Genomic DNA, 18,569 nt, shown 5'->3' with positions numbered 1-18,569 from the left:
AATTATGGATTAGAAATTCATATTAAACCCTATGGTAAAGGTTCTTGGAGAAGGGAATACACCATTGTCTATGACAGTGCCTGAGCCCACTTCAGGATCTAAACCTGAATATTTGGTGATCGTCACAAGATTTTCCGCAGATCCGTACAGCCTCACTTGGGAGCCTGATTTCCATTGATCCAATGCGAAAGTGTATCCTAACGAAACGTTCTTTATCCTGAAATAATCACCGCTTTCGAGGTACCAGTCTGAGGCTGTGCCAAAATTGCCGTTTGGATCTTGTGTAGACAATACCGGGATTGATGTGTTTGGATTTTGGGGAGTCCAGGCATCCAATACTCTTCTGTCCAGGTTGTATCCCTGAAGTCCCGCGTTGTAAGTCGTGTGTTTGTAGCCGTTAAACAGCTTCACTCCACTCACTCCCTGCCCGAACAGCATCAGATCGAATCTCTTGTATTCCAAAGAAATATTGATCCCATAAGTGAAATCAGGCATGGCGTTGCCCATAAATATCCTATCCGCATCGCTGATTCTGCCATCCCCGTTTACATCCTGGAATATCAGATCACCCGGTCTTGCATTGGGTTGTATTTTCTCCCCATCACTGCTGAGGTACGAATCTATCTGCTCCTGATTTTGGAAGATGCCGGTGTTGGGAATCAAATGGTAAGAATACAGTGGCTGGCCCGGCTCACTTCTGAATGGATACACAGATGCCCTGATGTTATCCCCATGTTGAATAAAATCATTGGTAAACTCATCCAAATCAACTAGTTCATTCTTAATAGTTGAGAAATTACCGCCTACTTGGTAGGTTAACTCCCCTACATTTCCGGTATAGCTTAGAGACATTTCCAATCCCTTATTCGAAACTGTGCCCACATTAGAGAGGGCCCCTGTCGGCACTCCGGAGTGGGGATCGGGCGAATTTCTCAAAATCAATCCACGGGTGTATTTCTCATAATACTCAGCGGTAAACTGCAACTTGTTTCTCAACAAGGCCGCATCAAGACCGAAATTCAAGGTTTCTGACCTTTCCCATTTAAGGTTGGGGTTGGTCATCTCATTCAGGGACACATGTCTGTTTCTAACTCCGGGCTCGCCCAGAATAACATTATTACCCGCTGACAAGGGTACATTAAAAGCATAGTAACCTACTGATGAAATATTGCCTACCTGACCCCAAGAAGCCCGCAGCTTCAACAGATCTATCAAGTTGCTTTGAAAGAATGATTCAGAGGAAATCTTCCAAGCCCCTGATACTGCAGGAAAAAAATCAGTCCTTTTAGACGGAGCCAACCGTGAGGTCTGATCACGTCTGATACTTCCCATGATAAAATACCTATCATCAAAATCGTAGGTTGCCCTCCCTATAGCCGAAGTCAATGCGTCCTCAAAAGCAGTATAACTTGGCACATTAAGAATGGTATTGGCATTTCCCGGATATTGGAACCAATAGTCTTCCCTGTCAAAATCCTGTACCCTAAAGCTGTGCGATTCTTCTTTTCTGAACTGAGCCGAATAAACCGCAGTAAGACCAAGATTATGTTTTCCAAATCTTTTATTATAGTTAAGCTGCTGATCCCAGATCCATCGGGTAGAGTTTCCTGCACTCTGGTCCAGGTAGTTCATATTGCTTGGACGGCCGATTTCAGGAGCCCTAGGTGAGAATGTACGGTCACTCCAGTTCCACAAGTCAAGAGAAAAGCTTGATTTGAATGTCAAGTCTTCCAAAATATCATACTCGGCATAGGTGATGGCATTCACGTTTAATCTGGGAGCCTTTCTGGTTGGGCGAAGCAATAAGGAAACAGGATTGTAGGTATCTCCATATGCCCCGGCAAACTGGGATAGTTCAAAAGGCACTGTTCCGTGAAACTGCCCCTGCTCATCATATACCGGGGCGGCAGGATTCATATAGATCGCATTAATGATCGCTCCACTATAGCTGCTGCCGGTGTTGGCGCCATAGGCTGCCGAGTGGTTTAAGTACACATTTTGTCCCACTCTGAACTTGTCGGTGATTTCGTAGTCTCCTTTCAGTCGTAGGGAAAACAATTCGTAGTCTGTATTCAACAGCAATCCTTCTTTCTTGTGGTATCCAAAAGATGTACTATATCTGGCTCTATCACTTCCTCCACTTAGCTGGAGGTTGGCGTTTGTAATAGCTCCTGTTCTGAAAATTTCATCCATCCAATTTGTTCTGCTTACTTGTCCCCAAGGATTGGCGTTGGGATCGTGGGCAGGATTTGGAGTGGCTCCGGCATGTAAGGCAGCCTGCGTGTATACTTGCGCATATTCAGCAGCATTTAGTGCTTGGGGCGTTTGATAGGCAGATTGCCATCCCTGATAGAAATCCAATGAAATTCTCGGTGCACCGGATTTACCACTCTTAGTAGTAATTACAATTACACCGGAAGCTGCTTGGGCTCCATAGATAGCTGCGGCTGCAGCGTCCTTCAGCACCACCATGCTTTCGATGTCGTTGGGATTTATTCTAGATCCATAATAGGGCATTCCATCCACTACATAAAGTGGTTCTTCATTGTTGAATGTACCTCTGCCGCGGATGATCACACTGGGAGTAGAACCCGGATCCCCTGAACCCGAAACGACCGTGACACCTGCGACCTGTCCCTGAAGCATCTCCTGAGGACTGGAAATAGGCCGATCAACAGTTCTGGCAACGTTTTCCAGCGTAGCAACTGAGGTGGTCAGATCACTTCGCTTAGCAGTACCATAACCAATTACTACTACCTCATCCAGGGAACTTGTCTCTTCGGCCAGCTCCACAGTCAATAAGACAGAAGTCTGATAGGGCACAGTGACTGTTTCCATTCCTATAAAAGAGATGGTGACTTCACCGCTTTCTTGGGTAAGATTGAGCGTAAATTCACCATTTGCATCCGTGACCGTACCTTTGTACGTATCGCCGTTGGCGATCACAGTGGCTCCGGGAAAAGGTGCCTTGTCTGTCTTCCCGACAACCACCCCCTTCAAAACATGTTGTGCATAAAGCCCACCTCCTGACAGAATGTACAAAAGGAATAAGCAGTAAAGTTTTGATTTCATAGAATGATTAAAATTTTTGGTTCAGATAAAATTAAAGAACCTTAGGAGGATTTTAGGGTGGTTTTGTTTCAACAAAGAGGTGGATTGTTACAGAAACTAGTACCAACTAGACCTTATTTGTCTGCTTTTATTTCAGAAACAATGCCTTAATGAAGGCTTAAATCACGATTAACCCGGAGGCTACCGGAGAATCTGATCAGTAGATCGAAAAAGTGTAAAAAGTAACTTGGAATGAATGTGTTATTCTCCGGCTCCCCTATTCCCTGTCTCGTCCATTTGCTGAAACTTTTTGGGACTATAGCCATAGTGTTTTTTAAAAATCTTACCAAAGTGCTTGGGGTCATTGAAACCGCAGGCAAAACTTACTTCAGTCACATTCATCTGACTTTTTTGAAGGAGAGTATTCGCTTTTTCCATCCGAAGTTGCTGGATGACGTCAAAGGGAGCCAGATGGAGTATATCCTTAAAAATCCTATAAAGCTTGATTTTAGAAACACCCAAATGCTCATACAGGGTCTCCACCTTAAAAGAAGGTTTATCAAAATTCAGCTTAATATGGTGGATGGCCTCCCTGAGCAGTTTTTCATTTGGACTCAGATCTACTTTCAGCTCATCCTGAGACAATATACTTTCCAGTTTCAAGGGCTGATCTTTATCGATGTTTTCCGCAAGTAAACTTTTGATTTTTCTGCTTAAGAGAGATTTGCCTGTAGGCAATTGGATGAAATCTTTGATCCCCATATCCAGCAATCTTTCCTGCTGTCCATAGGAGAGAATTTCATACATAAACAAAATCGGAAGTGTAGGAAATGAATTTGATGCACTGATAATCTTTGCCACATTTTCGGTGACCTTCTCATTATACAGTATCAGTAGGTCCACCCGTATGGTGTTCAGTGCTGAAGACACCATATCAGGATCATCCTCCTGTATAAAGAACAAGGAATCCTCCTCCATTACCTTGACTAAGCCATCCGCCTCAAAACGCTTACCATAGATCAGTACAATTTTTTTCCCTTCAGGAATCTCATCTGCCAGAGCCATGTGCTTCCAATTCTTGACCGATGTATTGAGGTTTTTTGTCTCAATTTCCTGGAATGGAATCCGAATGCTGATCGCCACGGAAGATTCATTCGGCAGAATTTGCATCTCTCCTGACATTTCCGCCAAAAGGCTCTTGGCTGATTGTATATAAATACTGTATTGGCTGAATGTATCTATCGCATCCATTAAGGTAGAACTAGTAGTATTCACACGGATAAGTAAATTGGCATCCAATGTCAGCACCCGGACATCCAGCACAGCAGCATCGTCCAGAAACTTAAGAAGTTCCTTAAATACGTTCTGCAGAAAAAGTTTGAGTCTCATCACATCCAGCGAAACCCAACTTTTTGGCAAATTCTCGCTGTACTTGTATTGGATGTTGTTCTGTTTCAATGCTGCTGACATCTCTTGGTTCAGGTGCAGAAACAGATCAGGAAGAATAGTCAGTGAGGGAGTTACTTTCCCTAGATACATTAGTTTATTTGACCCATTTATCTCACTGAACAATTCCATTAGTCTGTCGAGCTGAAGTCTGACACCATTTTTGAGCTTGGAATCTCTGAACGTAGCGCTTTCTATGCTTAATTTCAGGTCGGACAGTGGCTTCCTGATTTGATCCAGTACATAGCCGGTAAACTTCTCCATTTCAAAACCGGCATTCTGATGCTTACTGTGAAGGATCTGCAATCTGGCTTTTTGCTCTTCGATTTCCCTGTTTTTTGCTTCAAGCACCCGATTTGCATTTTCGAGATCAGACTTCTGTCTGGAAATCACTCCGGTTCGCTCCTGAATTTTAAGTTCCAGCTTTGTCTGAATCCTTTTCACTGCCCTGACCCTCCACCAGCCGGCCACTCCCAAGACAAACATGACCACAAAAAAATAAACCAACGGCTTCTTCCACAGGGGAACCAAAACGGTAAACTCAGTAACCAAAACTTCCCCTGGTCTCCCAAGAGAATTTTTCACCTCCAATTTGTGTACCCCCTCAGACAGTCCTGACAAGTGTAAGAAGCCGTTCTGACCCAATTCACTCCAGTCCGTATCCCCCGGCAAAACCCTATAAAGTATCCGGTTATTGGGGTCTATTCCAAATCCAACCTCCGAAATGGCAAATGAGGCTGAATAGGCGGAGGTGTGCGAAAACTCCTGCTGTAACACACGGATTCGGGGAACAGCAAATTCCGACCGTAAATCGTTGGGATGAAAGCTATTGAGACCGTTCACCCCTCCGAAATACATCAATCCTCTCCCACTCTTAAAATATGCTCCCTCAGAGAATTCCGAGGACTGCCATCCTTCTTCCGGATCCAGTGCCCATACTTCCAGCGTTTCCTTGTTGATTCTTGCTATTCCTTTGGCGGTGCTCACCCAAATGCTATTGGCATGAGACAAGATTCCATAGATAAAATTGCTCATCAAACCTTCCAGCTCGGTTATGTAAGAGATCTCATCCGTTTTGGGATCCCAGAGCGTCACACCACTATGCGTGCCTATCCATATCCTATCGGTGTCTTCCTCCTTCAAAATCGAATACACACTGTTATCCAAGAGTCCTTTTGATCTATCAAAAAAAGTGATCTCTCCATCTTTCACTATAGCTACTCCATGTTTTTCTGTAGCTATATACAAGCTGCTATCGGCATAGAACACTGTCCGTATATTCATTCCTTCCAGCTGTTCCCGACCCTTAAAATTTTCAAATCTTTGTTTCTCCAGATTATACAGCGACACGCCGTTCCAGGAACCAATCCATAGTCTTTTGGACTGCTTATCTTCAGCAAATCCATATACTCTCCTGTAGAAAAATTCCGTATTCTCCTCTTCCACCAATTCTACTATTTCCGTTTTTCTGATCTTGATCACTCCGGCATAGGTTCCAGACCATACCTGCCCGGTCTGATCCACGTAGAGGCTTCTGATCCTGTTCCAGTCAGAACCCGAATGGGAAGAAGGGATATCCAGCTTTTCGAAATCATTCTCTCCCGGTCTTCTGAAATAAAGACCGGAATTGTAATAGCCGATCCACAAGGTGCCATCCGCCTCCTCCGCCACTGCTCTTACCGCTTCACTGGGTAAGTTGGGGTGTTTTTTGGGATGTGGATAAATATGACTGACCACATTGCTATGCCTCAGTGTCCTGGCGACTCCTCCATCCTTGAGCCCCAGCCAGACATTTCCGAAATGATCCTCCAATATAGCCGTGACCTCATTACTTCTTAGTCCAAAAGGGTGAAAAGCATCTGATGGGTAATGCTCAAGATAGGGCTCTCCCGACTGCACATGGTAGGGTTGAAAGAATAAACCCTGATCTTTACTTCCATACCAGATATTCCCCCTTTTATCTTTTTTTGAATCAAAGAAGCTTAGCTGCGAGATAGAACTTGGAAGTGGTATATCGGCAGATTTCTCCATAGGAATACAGGATGAACACACCTGAAAGCTATCCTTCTCCCCATCATAAACAAAAAGAGAATCAACTATCTGAACCGCCACTTGACGCTGGCTGGTAAGAAAGGTTTTGCTTATTCTGTCCTCAAACTTATAATGGGAAAACGTGCTGTCAGCATGGAATAGACTGAGAATTTTGGGATCTGACCATACCCAAACGCGTTCATCTTTATCTATTTCCACTCCATAGATGTAATTGCCGGGAAGACTATGGGGTATAGTCGGATGGTGGCGAAAAACCAGAAATGATTTTCCGTCATATAAATTCAATCCGTTCCAAGTTCCAATCCAAATTGCACCCGATGGATCATTGGCTAGGAGATTTACAGAATTATTAGAAAGACCATCTTCTACAAGATACGTTCTAAATTTAAGCTTTTGGGCTTGTGAACATGAAAGAGGGACAAGAAATAATATTAGGGTAAAAAAAATAAAGCATCTTGGACTCATGGTCAAAATTAGATATGAATTTCTTCCTATAGCCATGCGTATACATTAAGAAATGGTTAAGTTAAGAAATAGGAAATGAAACTTCACTCATTCTTTGTGATGACTTTTCAAGTGCTTCGGCGAGTGCTTGTGTATCATTGGCGTATTTTTTATCTCTCTTCAAGTCAACTTTTTCTCCCACTTTGTTTATCCAAAACGAACGGATGTTGTTGATATGAATGAACTGTTCACCAATGCTCCTTCCTTGTCCATTGATTTTTGCCTGCAACCAATCTGTTTCTATATTTTCAAGCAAAAATAAAGTGACTTTATTGTTTAAGCTCCATGTTTGTATGATATCTTTTATAATATTCATTTTAATGTACTTAACCTTCTTTAAAGAAACTTGAAATTGTCTTTAGTTTGCCATTTTCATAAAAAGCAAAGTCCGAACCATTCCCTACAACCTCATTATCAAGACTAATCATATCCCAATGTGCAAGGCTTCTGTCATGATGAATGATAAAGTCCGTAATAGTGAAAGTGCAACCCAAAAATTCTTTTTGAAATTGCTCCATATAGTCGGATAATTTTTGATAACTATCCAATTCAATGTTTGGGTCGTAAAACTCAAAATCTTCGGCTATTATTTCTTGTAGTTTATTTACCCGATCAGCTGTTATCACTTCGCTCCAGCAAGCCCTATATGTTTCCCATATTTCTTTAATTTTTCTTTCTTCCATTATTTTTGTTTTTAAGTAAATTCAAAAGATCTGTTATAATATTTAAGTGCAAGGTTTTGGTGCTTTTTGTTCTGGTCAGTATTCCGAAAAATGTGGTATGGATTATTTCCGTCATCAGTTTTGAGTTTAATGAGTTATCTAACTCGCCATCTTGTTGGGCTTGCAACACTGTAGGTTCAATAATATTGACAAACTTTTCAAATTGTGCAGAAGCTACCTCTGCAACAACAGGATTCAGAGCACCCAATTCAGACATCATATTATTTACCAAACAGCCTCTGTATTCACTTTCAGGCTGAACAAGAAGCATGTCATTATAAAGGTTGTGGAGCCTGTCAATTGGAGGCCTACTAAGGTCTGACAGCTGTTTTTGCAAATGACTCGATATAAGATTGCCATAGGCTTCAATAACTACCAGCAAAAAGTTTTCCTTGCCTTTAAATGAGTTGTAAAAGGCCCCTTTTGTCATTCCTGTTTCTTTACAAATTTTATCGACACCCAGATTATGATACCCATTTACCCAAAAAAGACTCATCCCTTTACTAATCACTTTTCCTTTGTCATGTTTGTTATTCATGCAGTAAAAATAACAAACAGACCGTTCTGTACAAATACAATTACATCTTTTTCCTGTTTTTTATACTTTCCCAACGCACATACAGCCTCCCGATACGCTTCGCATAGGCTCTCGGGATTAAAACATAGGGGAAGGCCCTTCCGCCGCCTAACCTAAGCAACCGGAAATAGGGAGGATCCCATCGATTCCCTCCTGCTTTAGCTGGAGGTGGATAAAAAGCGGCAAAAGCTTTCCGGCTTCAACCAAATCATTTATTTATTCAGGGATTTTTCGAATCATGTCGCTTCCTTGCGGAAGAATTTGGCTAAAGCCTCATTGAAATTGTAATATCCGAAGTAGGAATGGGCTAAAGCCACATTCCTATTGATGGATGTGGATTCCCGTATGTCTGTTCACTTTCACGCTCAGCCCTGCCGGGCATTTTTTTTACAGTCGATCCTAGGGTATTTTTTAAGAAAATGACAGGGAATTGAAGGAAATTTCCAGATTTTAAGCTGAATAGACAGGGAATTGCTGGATTTGGGGATGGACGGTGGTAGGATTGGGGTTTGGATTGGTTATAGAATCCCAGAGAGGCTTTGCTTCCCCCACTCTGGGCGTTATTATGACACGCCTGCCTAAAGGTGGTACCCAGCCTCGATTTCATCTATTCCTTAATTAAAATCTTCCAATAGCCATTTATGGTACCGATTCTTTCTATAATTCCCTGTTGTGGTAATCTTTTTAAATGCTTTTGAACTGCCGATTCAGCAATTTCCAATTGCTCAGCTAGCTTTCTTGTTGATATTTTTTTGACAGTCACTATAAGCTTTAATACATCAGTTTGTCTTTCAGTGAGGATTTCTATCTGACCACCTATCTAACCCCTCAGCATAAATGATAATTTTAGGCACCCTCTTTACTCTCACTCTAGGTAAGCTAATACTTTACCAAAATGGCTTACAAAATTTATTATATGAAAGACGTATGTTATAAAGCGAGATATTTTTTCCCATAATACATCTAAAAACTAACCAGTTAATGATTAGCTTTGAATTGCAAATCCAAGCAATCAAATTCGTTCTACTTGTTTTTCAATATGAATTCATTCGGAATACCAGCCGTAATCATTATTCTGATCTTGAGTCTTTTCACCCCACTCTATTCCAACGCTCAAAGCACAAGTTGGGGTAAACCTGTGGTAGCAGGTCAAATTCTAAATGATTACTTCATAAGTAAAGATGGTGGCCATTACAGCGCTGGAACAAATTACTTATTGGAACATGCAAACTACAATGAGTTTTCATTTCCTAATATCTCTAATGGAATTTCTAATTTTGCAAATTTTCTAATCAAGGCTGATTCTTCTCATCGAGTGGAATGGTTAGAAACTTTCTATAATAGCAAATGGACCTACCCCCCTAATATCGCTGTTGATCAAGACAATAACATGTATGTATCCTTCGGGTTTAGAAGTACCATACAAGTTGGCCCTGTACTGCTCAATGTAGATGCTGATGAACCAAGAATAGCTTTATTGAAGCTTGATCCTAATAGAGAGCTGATATGGATGAACTATATTAAGCCAACAGACCCTTTAAATGACGACTTGATTAACTATAACCTAAAAATTAGTCATTCAGGGAATATCTATCTTTCTGGCAATTGCGGTGGAAGCTATGGTTTTTATGACAGTAAGGACAATTTACTACATCTTAATACTTGGGAGGAAAGAACTGCATTTATCAGTAAATATTCTAGTGATGGTGAGTTAATATGGGCAAAAACACTTCCTGAGGGCGGCAACTTAAATTCAACCTTTGTTTTTGACATTGATTTTGATAAATCTGATAATGTATATTTTACCGGTACACATTATTGGGAGGGAAATTTCCAAGGAGTGTCTCATATGACACCTTATCAACAGCTTATGGTGGGCTCATTATCCAGCGATGGCAATCTGAACTGGATAGAGTTCTTGGGAAATCAAAACCGAAATGATGGACCCAACATAGGCTATGGTGTCGCAATCGATGACAATCTTGAAGCAGTATATGTAACAGGAACGCTAAGAACCACATACGGAAACGAAAGCAGTACCGAAGGACGGACGGCCGTTTTATTTCGGTTGGATTTTTCAGGAAACTATATTTGGCACAAAAGAATGGGTAGTTCGATGGGGCTAGCATCACTTGGCCCGTCAGGATCAGCAGTAGCTGTTGACAAAAATGGGGATCCTATTGTATCGGGGTTATTTTGGAATAAAGGAACTTTTGGAGACTTTGAGATGCAAGCACCCCGTGATCCAAATGTGGGCAATAATTATCTAGGAATTTTCGTGACCAAATTAAGTTCATCCGGAGAATTTCTTTGGGCTGATTTCGCAGGCTCAAATTATGAAGATAAGGTGAATGGCATGATAATCCACACACCCGGAGAACTAACACTTTACGGAAATACTCGTAGAGGTGCTGTCTTTGGCGAAAATAGAATAGGTATGGATGAAAGCCTAGATCTTGGGTTTATCGCTACACTGCGTTATTCAGATCCCAAATTTCTTGTAGTAGGAACCAACTATTTTACGTTTGACACGGGAGAGAAAACTGATTCTCTTTTTGAAATCAGTTCGAATGTAAACTGGACAATAACATCCGATCAAGAATGGCTGGTCACAGAAAAATCACAAGGAAGTGGAAATTCTCTGGTCAATTTTTCTGTGAAGGAGAATTTTGATTCTTTATCAAGAAATGCTTCTCTTACTGTGATAGGGGAAAATGGCCAAAAAGAAACGATTAACGTACATCAAGAAAAGGGATTTGATTTGATAACAGTTATCCCACCAGGGAAAGAAAGTGAGGTCTTTAAGGTCTTCCCAAACCCTATTCAGTCTAGTTATACCATTCAACTTCCAAAGCCGGCTAAAACATTAACCTTATATAATTCTGAAGGCCGAATGGTATCAGAATTAAACCCTTCTCTTTTAAAACAAGAGGCTGATTACTTGGTTCCTGGAGTATATTATTTAATTGTAGTTTTTGAAGATGGGGTATCAGTGAAAAAACTTATCAAACTATAAGTTTCTATGCTACGTCTCCTGAAGATTGGGAGCTTATCTCTACTATCCATGTAGTAATTCTTTCATTAATAAAAGTATAAAATATATCAACCCACATGCTTCCAGCAACAGATTGACTAGAGCATCTGAAACCAACTTTGGTGGTGGCTCTGAATTGGGTGGAAATTGTCTGAACTGGCTTAATTTACCTCACCCCCTCTCCCGACGCGTTTCGCTATAGGAACAGGCTCTCTCCTAAAGAGAGCGGGCGCTTGTTTGGTACTATCTCCCATATATCAGAATCAAACGATGTTTGATGGTTTACGGATTTATGCCTGGATGAATGCTATAAAAGTTAGCGTAGTTCCCGGATCCTGTCAGTCTCGGGAGTTGAGAGCTGCAGGTGATAAAGAACAGTAACGAGAAAAGAATTAAAATGATACTTTCCCAACGCACATACAGCCTCCCGATACGCTTCGCATAGGCTCTCGGGATTAAAACATAGGGGAAGGCCCTTCCGCCGCCTAACCTAAGCAACCGGAAATAGGGAGGATCCCATGAATTCCCTCCTGCTTTAGCTGGAGGTGGATAAAAAGCGGCTAAAGCTTTCCGGCTTCAGCCAAATCATTTATTTATTCAGGGATTTTTCGAATCATGTTGCTTCGTTGCTGGAAGGATTTGGCTAAAGCCCCATTGAAATTGTAATATCCCTAGGAGGAATGGGCTAAAGCCACATTCCTGATGGATGTGGATTAACAAAAAACACAATCATCGACCAGAATCTATCTCCGGTATTGATTTTTCCAAAGCGATTGTAGTGGATGTTTTCGAACATACCAATATGGACCAGAATGACAGATGGAGCCATGTAAACTTTGACCGCCCTAATTTCCCTGATATTTCCAGGTTAATGATCGGTGCCTCGACTGACAACAATACACCAACTCTGAATGACATTTCAAACCTCAAAGCATGGGAGTCGAATGATTATTATGTAGGAGTAATCTGTGAAAATACGACGCACCATATGGGTTTGTTCTACTATATTGAAGTCTCACTAGTTATGGATTAGTGGCAAGTCGGGGCACCGTTTTTCCTATTTACTCAATATTCCATGCCTTGGAAAAAGTAATTGGTATGCTTCATAATTCCCCGTTTAGTTTAGTGGCTGTCTGAAGGAAGGATGTGGGGATAATTTAGCCTTTCACCGTGATTTTGATCATCACTCCCTATGGCATTAAAGTAAGAACAGTGTTATCAAGGATTCCCGAGCAAGAATTGTTAAATTCCTTTAAATCAGTATAGTTGGGTGGCTTTTATCGATACCAATCTATATTTTTAATTCTATATGACCACTTCATTATTTCTATGATCCTTTTTTATGAAAACTGAGCCTACAACCAAAAAATCAACACTGATCCAGTGGCGGGATGCACTGGTATTTGCAGTAGTAGTCGCCACCTTATTTCGGTGGTCATTGGCAGAAGCCTACGTCATCCCTACCGGATCAATGGAAAATTCACTTTTGGTGGGAGATTATATTCTGGTGAGCAAAGCTCACTACGGTCCCAGAACACCGCAAACCCCGTTGCAGGTACCGCTGACCCATCAGAAAATATGGGGCACTGAAATCCCCTCGTATCTTGATTGGATTCAACTTCCTTCTTACCGACTGCCGGGCTTAAGGAATGTTGAGAGAGGTGAAATAGTGGTTTTCAATACTCCTAAAGACTTACTTGATCCAAAAGACCGGCCAAGTGACTTGATGACTTTCCTTGTCAAGCGCTGTGTCGCAGTTTCCGGGGATATTCTGGAAATCAGGGATAGAAATATTTTCATCAACGGTGAACAAATGACTAATCCTCCCGGAATAAAGTTCCAATACCATGTCGTTACCAACTACCCACTTCAACCGCATCACCTGACCAATGTTGGTTTGGATAATGATGATTTTTGGATTTCCGGGTATAGCACTGAAAACAGAATTGTTTACAGTATGTTTTTAACAAATGAACAATTAGCTAAAATCCAAAAAGCGCCTGATGTGGTTTCTATTGAGAGCGGCTCGGACTCACCTGCTGGCTTTCCCCTCTTTCCTGAGATTATGGGCAATTCTTGGAATCTTAACAACTACGGTCCACTGACAGTCCCCCAGAAAGGAACGAACATCCAAATCAATGATATGACGATGGGATTCTACGGTGAATTGATTGAAAAACATGAGGGGAATAAGCAGGTGAAGCTTGCCAACGGGAAATTGGAAATTGATGGAAAAGAGGTTGATAATTACACATTCAAGGAGGACTACTATTTTATGATGGGCGATAGCAGGGACAATTCTATCGATTCACGGTACTGGGGATTTGTACCCGAGAGTCATATTGTAGGCAAACCGGTCATGGTTTTGTTTTCAAAAAACGAACATGGTGAAGGCCTGAATAAGGTTCGTTGGGAAAGGATATTTTCTAGGATAGATTAGAAATATGTAACAGCCAATAGTTATGTGTTTGGGATCCTATATCCTGGTGATTGGATAGGATTTGCCCACCTTACAGTCTGGCTCAAGTCGTAAACTAACCGAGCGCGTCACACGAAGCTAAGCTATTCCTCAAGGTATCTGCTTTATTATTTTTGTGATTTATTTCGCTTCTTTTTCCAGAATTATTTCTTCAAACCCTCCAGTACCCGGATTAAGGTAGTATTTAACTTTTTGCTTTTTGGCGTTGGAATTTTCAATCCCGGAGGTTATTCCAGCGCCAATTAGGCCACCGATCATAGCTCCTGTCGATATGCTTTGATAGTCGGGAACCCCATATCCATAGAAATAGAGTTTATATTTTTCAATAGTTAAGGGGAAGAACTCTTTTTGGTGATAAACATAAACCTGTCCATCAAGGGCAATTGCCCACACTTTTTTAACTTTTTGGGCTGACTCCTGAAATTTTGGGATCACTTCAAATGTTCCATTCCAAGGATTTACTTTCCTTTCTTTCTTTTCGATATAGAAATCTTCCGTGTTCGAAGGCGAGTTATTTTTCAATTCTTCATAATCCGCGTAAATACCGGTTTTGATTTCTTGAAGAAAGACGGGGAAGCTATATTTTAAAGAATCGGAAATCTGAGTGAATGATCCATCTGAGGGCAATGCTAAAAAATTCTCTGTACCGGACAAATCAACCAAAGCTAGTTTCTCAAAGCTCAATTTAAAGGCACTCGCAATATTGTGAGGATGTTTTTTAGTTACATCCATCCCGGTAACTTCAGTAGTCACTGATGTTTGTAAGACCATAAATTTTTGAGATTCCTCCTCCAATAAAAAATCAATAGCCAATTCACAAAACCCTGTTTCCTTAGAAAGCCCAGTCTTTTCCGAGATTTTCAATTTTCGAATGATCAATTGAATATTTGGGCCATTAGCTCCAAGATTGTGGTTTATAAAATTGATTATCTCATTTTCAAATGAATCAGCGAAACCGGCATTTACCTTAATGTTAGCCATTCCCTTTTGTGTCCACCCAATATTGGCTTTATCAACTCTTTCATCAATCACTTTTGTTACATTGAAAGAGTGGGTTGGTAAGTCAATCTCTTGTCCTGTAAGTGTAAAAAAATGTGTTTGACTGAATGCAATATCCCAAACAAAAAACAAACAAATCGTAATTAAGCTGATTCTAAGTATCATCTGCAAATAATTAAGGATAATCAGATCATGCAGAAGAATTGCCCCCTGCAGAGAGTAGAAATTCACCAAAAGGTTATTGCTGCAAGAAAAGGAAAAAATGTAAGAATCCCAGCCTACGAGCTGGTACCATCGCTAAAATATTCCTCTCCTCCTGTACAAAGGTGTTTTTTTTTAAGAAAGGGGAGAAAAAAAACTCCCATTTGGCATGCAGTTCAAATCCACAGTTCTCATGGCTTTGATTGGTCTTTATATTACCGGTATCCTCTTATCCCTATATTTCCTCTTTTAAACTCAATGTTTTTACGAACTGTACTAGCAGCTTCTTTCAAATATTCAATATGCTCGTCGCGTCCGCACAAGAGATAGTCGTCACTTTCTTGCTTTAAAAGAAGGTCACCAGTGTTTGTCATGACGTGATTATCCTTCTGTTCCCTTCGTTCATACCTACTATTCTTGATTTGTTGAGCCCTTACACTGAATTCTTCTACGCTATCTCCGTTATCGATGTATGCTGATTCATCATGAGGCATGTTATTATTTCTCAAGGTCACAAACGGTAGCCCGCCTATTTCAAATACTATCTCTATATCAATAGGTGCATTTGAATAAACTATCCAAAACTCTCTGCCTATGAATTCATTTTTGGACACAGCAAATCCAAATTCTGAAACTAAAAAACTAAATTCCTTTGCTACGTAATCCACGTGCGTATTAAATGCCAAATTTTGAGAAACAGGGGTGTTTTTGATTGCCATTTGGGAGATTTTAAGTGTTGTATGCTGTAGTTTGGTGTCCTCAAGAACGGCTATAACAACTCGTTCCAAAATGTAGAATTCTATTCCTATAGAATACCTCTTTGAAAAAAACATGAGCTGTCTATCTATCCCTAAAGGCGAAATATCCGCATTTATCCTGAGTTTATAGTATCAAGCAGGGGTATTTTATGAAAGCTTTAGAACTATGAGAAGAAAACTTTCAGATTCGGTTTATTTGGGAGTAATTTAAATTCGTTTCCATTTATCTGATCTTATAGATTATCCTTCATGCGCAAGATTATAGGGCTAAGCCTTTTTCTACTTCTCCCTTTCCTCTCCAAAGGACAAACAGTATGTACACTTGAAAGTAGACAGAAGCTGGAAGAAATACTCAGCCAGCTTTCCCGGAGAGATTTTAGCGGAAAATCCACGAATGAGCTAGTAACAGAAATCGGGCAATGGTTTCTTGAAACCCCTTACGTAGAGAAAACGCTGGAGCTTCCGGGAACAGAGAAATTGGTAATAAACCTTCAGGGTGTTGACTGCACTACTTTTGTAGAAACAGTCATTTCCCTGACAAGGCTTGCCGGGCAAAACGACTTCACCTTTGAGGCATTTGAACGAGAACTGGCACATATTCGATATAGAAATGGAAGTAATGAAGGCTATCCTTCCCGCCTACATTATTTTTCAGACTGGATTTATGAAAATGGGCAAAAGGGAATTTTAACCGACATCACAGAAGAGATCGGTGGTTCCCCTTATCCAAACGCTCCCTCTTTCATGTCGGAAAATCCAAAATTCTACATGCAGCTAGCTGAACCTGCAAATCTCGCTGAAATCAAAAACGCAGAAGCGTCAATTAAAACCCGCAGCTATTTCTACATCCCCAAAACCGAAATCAGTAAACTGGAAACGAACATTCAGTCAGGAGACCTGATCGCCATCACCACTTCCATGGCTAATCTGGATATAGTCCACACGGGATTTGCCATAGAAAAAAATGGGAGAATACACCTTCTTCACGCTTCCTCAACAAATATGAAAGTAGAGATTTCCGAAAAACCACTTAGTGCCTATCTCACTGGAAACAAATCCCAGTCGGGGATTATGGTAGTACGATTGACCGGTAACTGATTTGGTAAAAAACTGTCTGCTAAAGCATTAGCATCGGAAGTAAAAGATTCATGTTTATAGTTTGATTTTTATCGGTCACATCATCACCCTGACCGAAGGCAAGGATAGCCTGTCTCCGGCCTTTAGGAAATCCCGCATGAGCGATAATCATCTCTCTGTGTGACGGTTACATCACACTGGATTTCATAACATTAAAGATGTTTTATCACGATTATTAATTTTTTATTCTGGATTTACTGATCTATGCCGAACAAAAGATTTATTCTTTTACTTTTGGGGCATGGAAAAAAGTAGAATGAAAATCAAGTGGAAGGTTGCTTTTCTCATAACTATAGCCGCTCCTGTAGTTGGATTGTTTTGGAAGCAAAGTCAACCAATCATTGAAAATTTTGGGACAGAAGATCAGTTGGTCTATGCTGATATAGCTTGGCTACTGACCGCATCCTGCTTGGTTTTGCTGATGACTCCGGGACTTTCCCTGTTTTATGGAGGAATGGTAGGCAAGAAAAACCTTATTTCCACCATGCTTCAAAGTTTTATCTCACTGGGAGTAGTCACGATGCTCTGGGTAGTAGTAGGCTTCAGTATTGCATTTGGAGACCCCATAGGCATCACCATAGATGGAGTGAAATACGGGATTTTTGGAAATCCATTTCAATACTTGTTCTTTGATCAGGTGAGCGTTTTACCTCATAAAGCCCTGGGGCCGACACTTCCTTTCGTTTTGTTTGCTTTATTTCAGATGAAATTTGCCGTTATCACGCCGGCAATCATCACAGGTTCTTTTGCGGAGCGTGTGAGATTTATAGGCTATCTTTTCTTTATCGGGATTTTCTGCATATTCGTCTATGCTCCCCTCTGTCACATGGTCTGGCATCCCGATGGGCTGATCGGCTCTTATTTCGGTATTCTGGATTTTGCAGGTGGCACTGTGGTACACATCAGTGCCGGACTTGCTTCTTTGGCAGGTGCATTATTTCTGGGTAAAAGAAAAAAACCACACCACGATCCTTCCAATATCACCTATGTGCTATTAGGCACAGGAATGCTGTGGTTTGGCTGGTTTGGGTTCAATGCCGGCTCTTCATTTGGAGCAAATGGAGCCGCGGCTTTGGCTTTTGCGACTACCACTGTATGTTCGGCTACTTCGATGATGACATGGGTTTTATTTGACAGAATACAGGGAAGAAAAATTTCTGCCATGCAGGCATGTATAGGAGCGGTGGTCGGTCTGGTAGTGATCACTCCTGCGGCAGGTTACATCACTATTCCAGAAAGTTTCTTTTTCGGAGGTATCGGCGCCATAGTTTCCAATCTGGCTGTGCATGCTAAGTTTTTGAAGAAAATAGATGATACATTGGATGTATTTGCATGTCATGGAATCGGAGGGATCATGGGGATGATCTTAACTGCGATTTTTGCCAATCCTGAAGGGTCTAGTCTCCTCAATGGAGGCTGGCGGGTTTTCGGATCGCACATGCTTGTGCTGGTAGGTGTTTGTGCCTTTTCATTTGGGATGGCATATGTGATTTTCTTCTTGCTCAATAAATTCGTGACGCTTAGAGTGCGGGAAGAATACGAGGAAATCGGACTGGATATTTCCCAGCACGGAGAGACTATTTAAAAGCTGTTTGATTAGGACAAAAAT

13 protein-coding genes are annotated in these 18,569 nt (G+C 41.1%); 5 read left to right on the top strand and 8 right to left on the bottom strand.

Features of this window, described 5'->3' with window-relative positions:
• Nucleotides 1-9: 9 nt before the first annotated feature.
• The 6 genes from J2X69_RS11505 to J2X69_RS24850 form a co-directional block, all read right to left on the bottom strand.
• Nucleotides 10-3,072, bottom strand: coding sequence for a TonB-dependent receptor (locus tag J2X69_RS11505; RefSeq protein WP_310103310.1), 3,063 nt, complete (start codon nucleotides 3,070-3,072; stop codon nucleotides 10-12).
• Between the two features lie 240 nt (nucleotides 3,073-3,312).
• On the bottom strand, nucleotides 3,313-7,014 hold the full coding sequence (locus J2X69_RS11500; protein ID WP_310103308.1) for a two-component regulator propeller domain-containing protein: 3,702 nt from the start codon (nucleotides 7,012-7,014) through the stop codon (nucleotides 3,313-3,315).
• A 61-nt stretch (nucleotides 7,015-7,075) separates the two neighbouring features.
• Complete coding sequence (locus J2X69_RS11495; RefSeq protein WP_310103306.1) at nucleotides 7,076-7,369, bottom strand: DinB family protein; 294 nt, start codon at nucleotides 7,367-7,369, stop codon at nucleotides 7,076-7,078.
• Between the two features lie 10 nt (nucleotides 7,370-7,379).
• Nucleotides 7,380-7,736: a nuclear transport factor 2 family protein gene (locus J2X69_RS11490; RefSeq protein ID WP_310103304.1), complete on the bottom strand. Its 357-nt coding sequence runs from the start codon at nucleotides 7,734-7,736 to the stop codon at nucleotides 7,380-7,382.
• The gene (locus tag J2X69_RS11485) at nucleotides 7,717-8,313 is read right to left on the bottom strand and encodes a TetR/AcrR family transcriptional regulator (protein ID WP_310103302.1); all 597 of its coding nucleotides are present in this window, start codon (nucleotides 8,311-8,313) and stop codon (nucleotides 7,717-7,719) included. Before J2X69_RS11485 ends, J2X69_RS11490 begins: the two co-directional genes overlap by 20 nt.
• Before the next feature lie 646 nt (nucleotides 8,314-8,959).
• Nucleotides 8,960-9,154: a MarR family transcriptional regulator gene (locus tag J2X69_RS24850; protein WP_409014416.1), complete on the bottom strand. Its 195-nt coding sequence runs from the start codon at nucleotides 9,152-9,154 to the stop codon at nucleotides 8,960-8,962.
• A gap of 237 nt (nucleotides 9,155-9,391) precedes the next feature.
• On the opposite strand from J2X69_RS24850, the gene J2X69_RS11480 reads away from it, so the two are divergent.
• The 3 genes from J2X69_RS11480 (at nucleotide 9,392) to lepB (ending at nucleotide 13,826) form a co-directional block, all read left to right on the top strand.
• Complete coding sequence (locus J2X69_RS11480; protein WP_310103299.1) at nucleotides 9,392-11,368, top strand: BACON domain-containing protein; 1,977 nt, start codon at nucleotides 9,392-9,394, stop codon at nucleotides 11,366-11,368.
• Between the two features lie 724 nt (nucleotides 11,369-12,092).
• Complete coding sequence (locus tag J2X69_RS11475) at nucleotides 12,093-12,419, top strand: hypothetical protein (protein WP_310103297.1); 327 nt, start codon at nucleotides 12,093-12,095, stop codon at nucleotides 12,417-12,419.
• 309 nt (nucleotides 12,420-12,728) lie between these two features.
• On the top strand, nucleotides 12,729-13,826 hold the full coding sequence (gene lepB, locus J2X69_RS11470; RefSeq protein WP_310103295.1) for a signal peptidase I: 1,098 nt from the start codon (nucleotides 12,729-12,731) through the stop codon (nucleotides 13,824-13,826).
• Between the two features lie 159 nt (nucleotides 13,827-13,985).
• Here lepB and J2X69_RS11465 read toward each other — a convergent pair whose 3' ends face one another.
• Entirely contained in the window at nucleotides 13,986-15,029 is a 1,044-nt protein-coding gene (locus tag J2X69_RS11465) for a DUF6563 family protein (protein WP_310103293.1), read from the bottom strand.
• Nucleotides 15,030-15,280: 251 nt separating this feature from the next.
• Nucleotides 15,281-15,784 (bottom strand): hypothetical protein, encoded by a 504-nt coding sequence (locus J2X69_RS11460; protein WP_310103292.1) that lies wholly within the window; start codon nucleotides 15,782-15,784, stop codon nucleotides 15,281-15,283.
• 288 nt (nucleotides 15,785-16,072) lie between these two features.
• On the opposite strand from J2X69_RS11460, the gene J2X69_RS11455 reads away from it, so the two are divergent.
• Nucleotides 16,073-16,921, top strand: a complete 849-nt coding sequence (locus tag J2X69_RS11455) for an N-acetylmuramoyl-L-alanine amidase-like domain-containing protein (protein WP_310103290.1) — start codon at nucleotides 16,073-16,075, stop codon at nucleotides 16,919-16,921.
• Between the two features lie 280 nt (nucleotides 16,922-17,201).
• Nucleotides 17,202-18,545, top strand: a complete 1,344-nt coding sequence (locus J2X69_RS11450; RefSeq protein ID WP_310103289.1) for an ammonium transporter — start codon at nucleotides 17,202-17,204, stop codon at nucleotides 18,543-18,545.
• Nucleotides 18,546-18,569: the final 24 nt, after the last annotated feature.

The organism is Algoriphagus sp. 4150, assembly GCF_031457395.1.
Lineage (GTDB): Bacteria > Bacteroidota > Bacteroidia > Cytophagales > Cyclobacteriaceae > Algoriphagus.
Note: the sequence above shows the minus strand (reverse complement) of the source record. Positions and strands in the feature narration are given on the sequence as shown.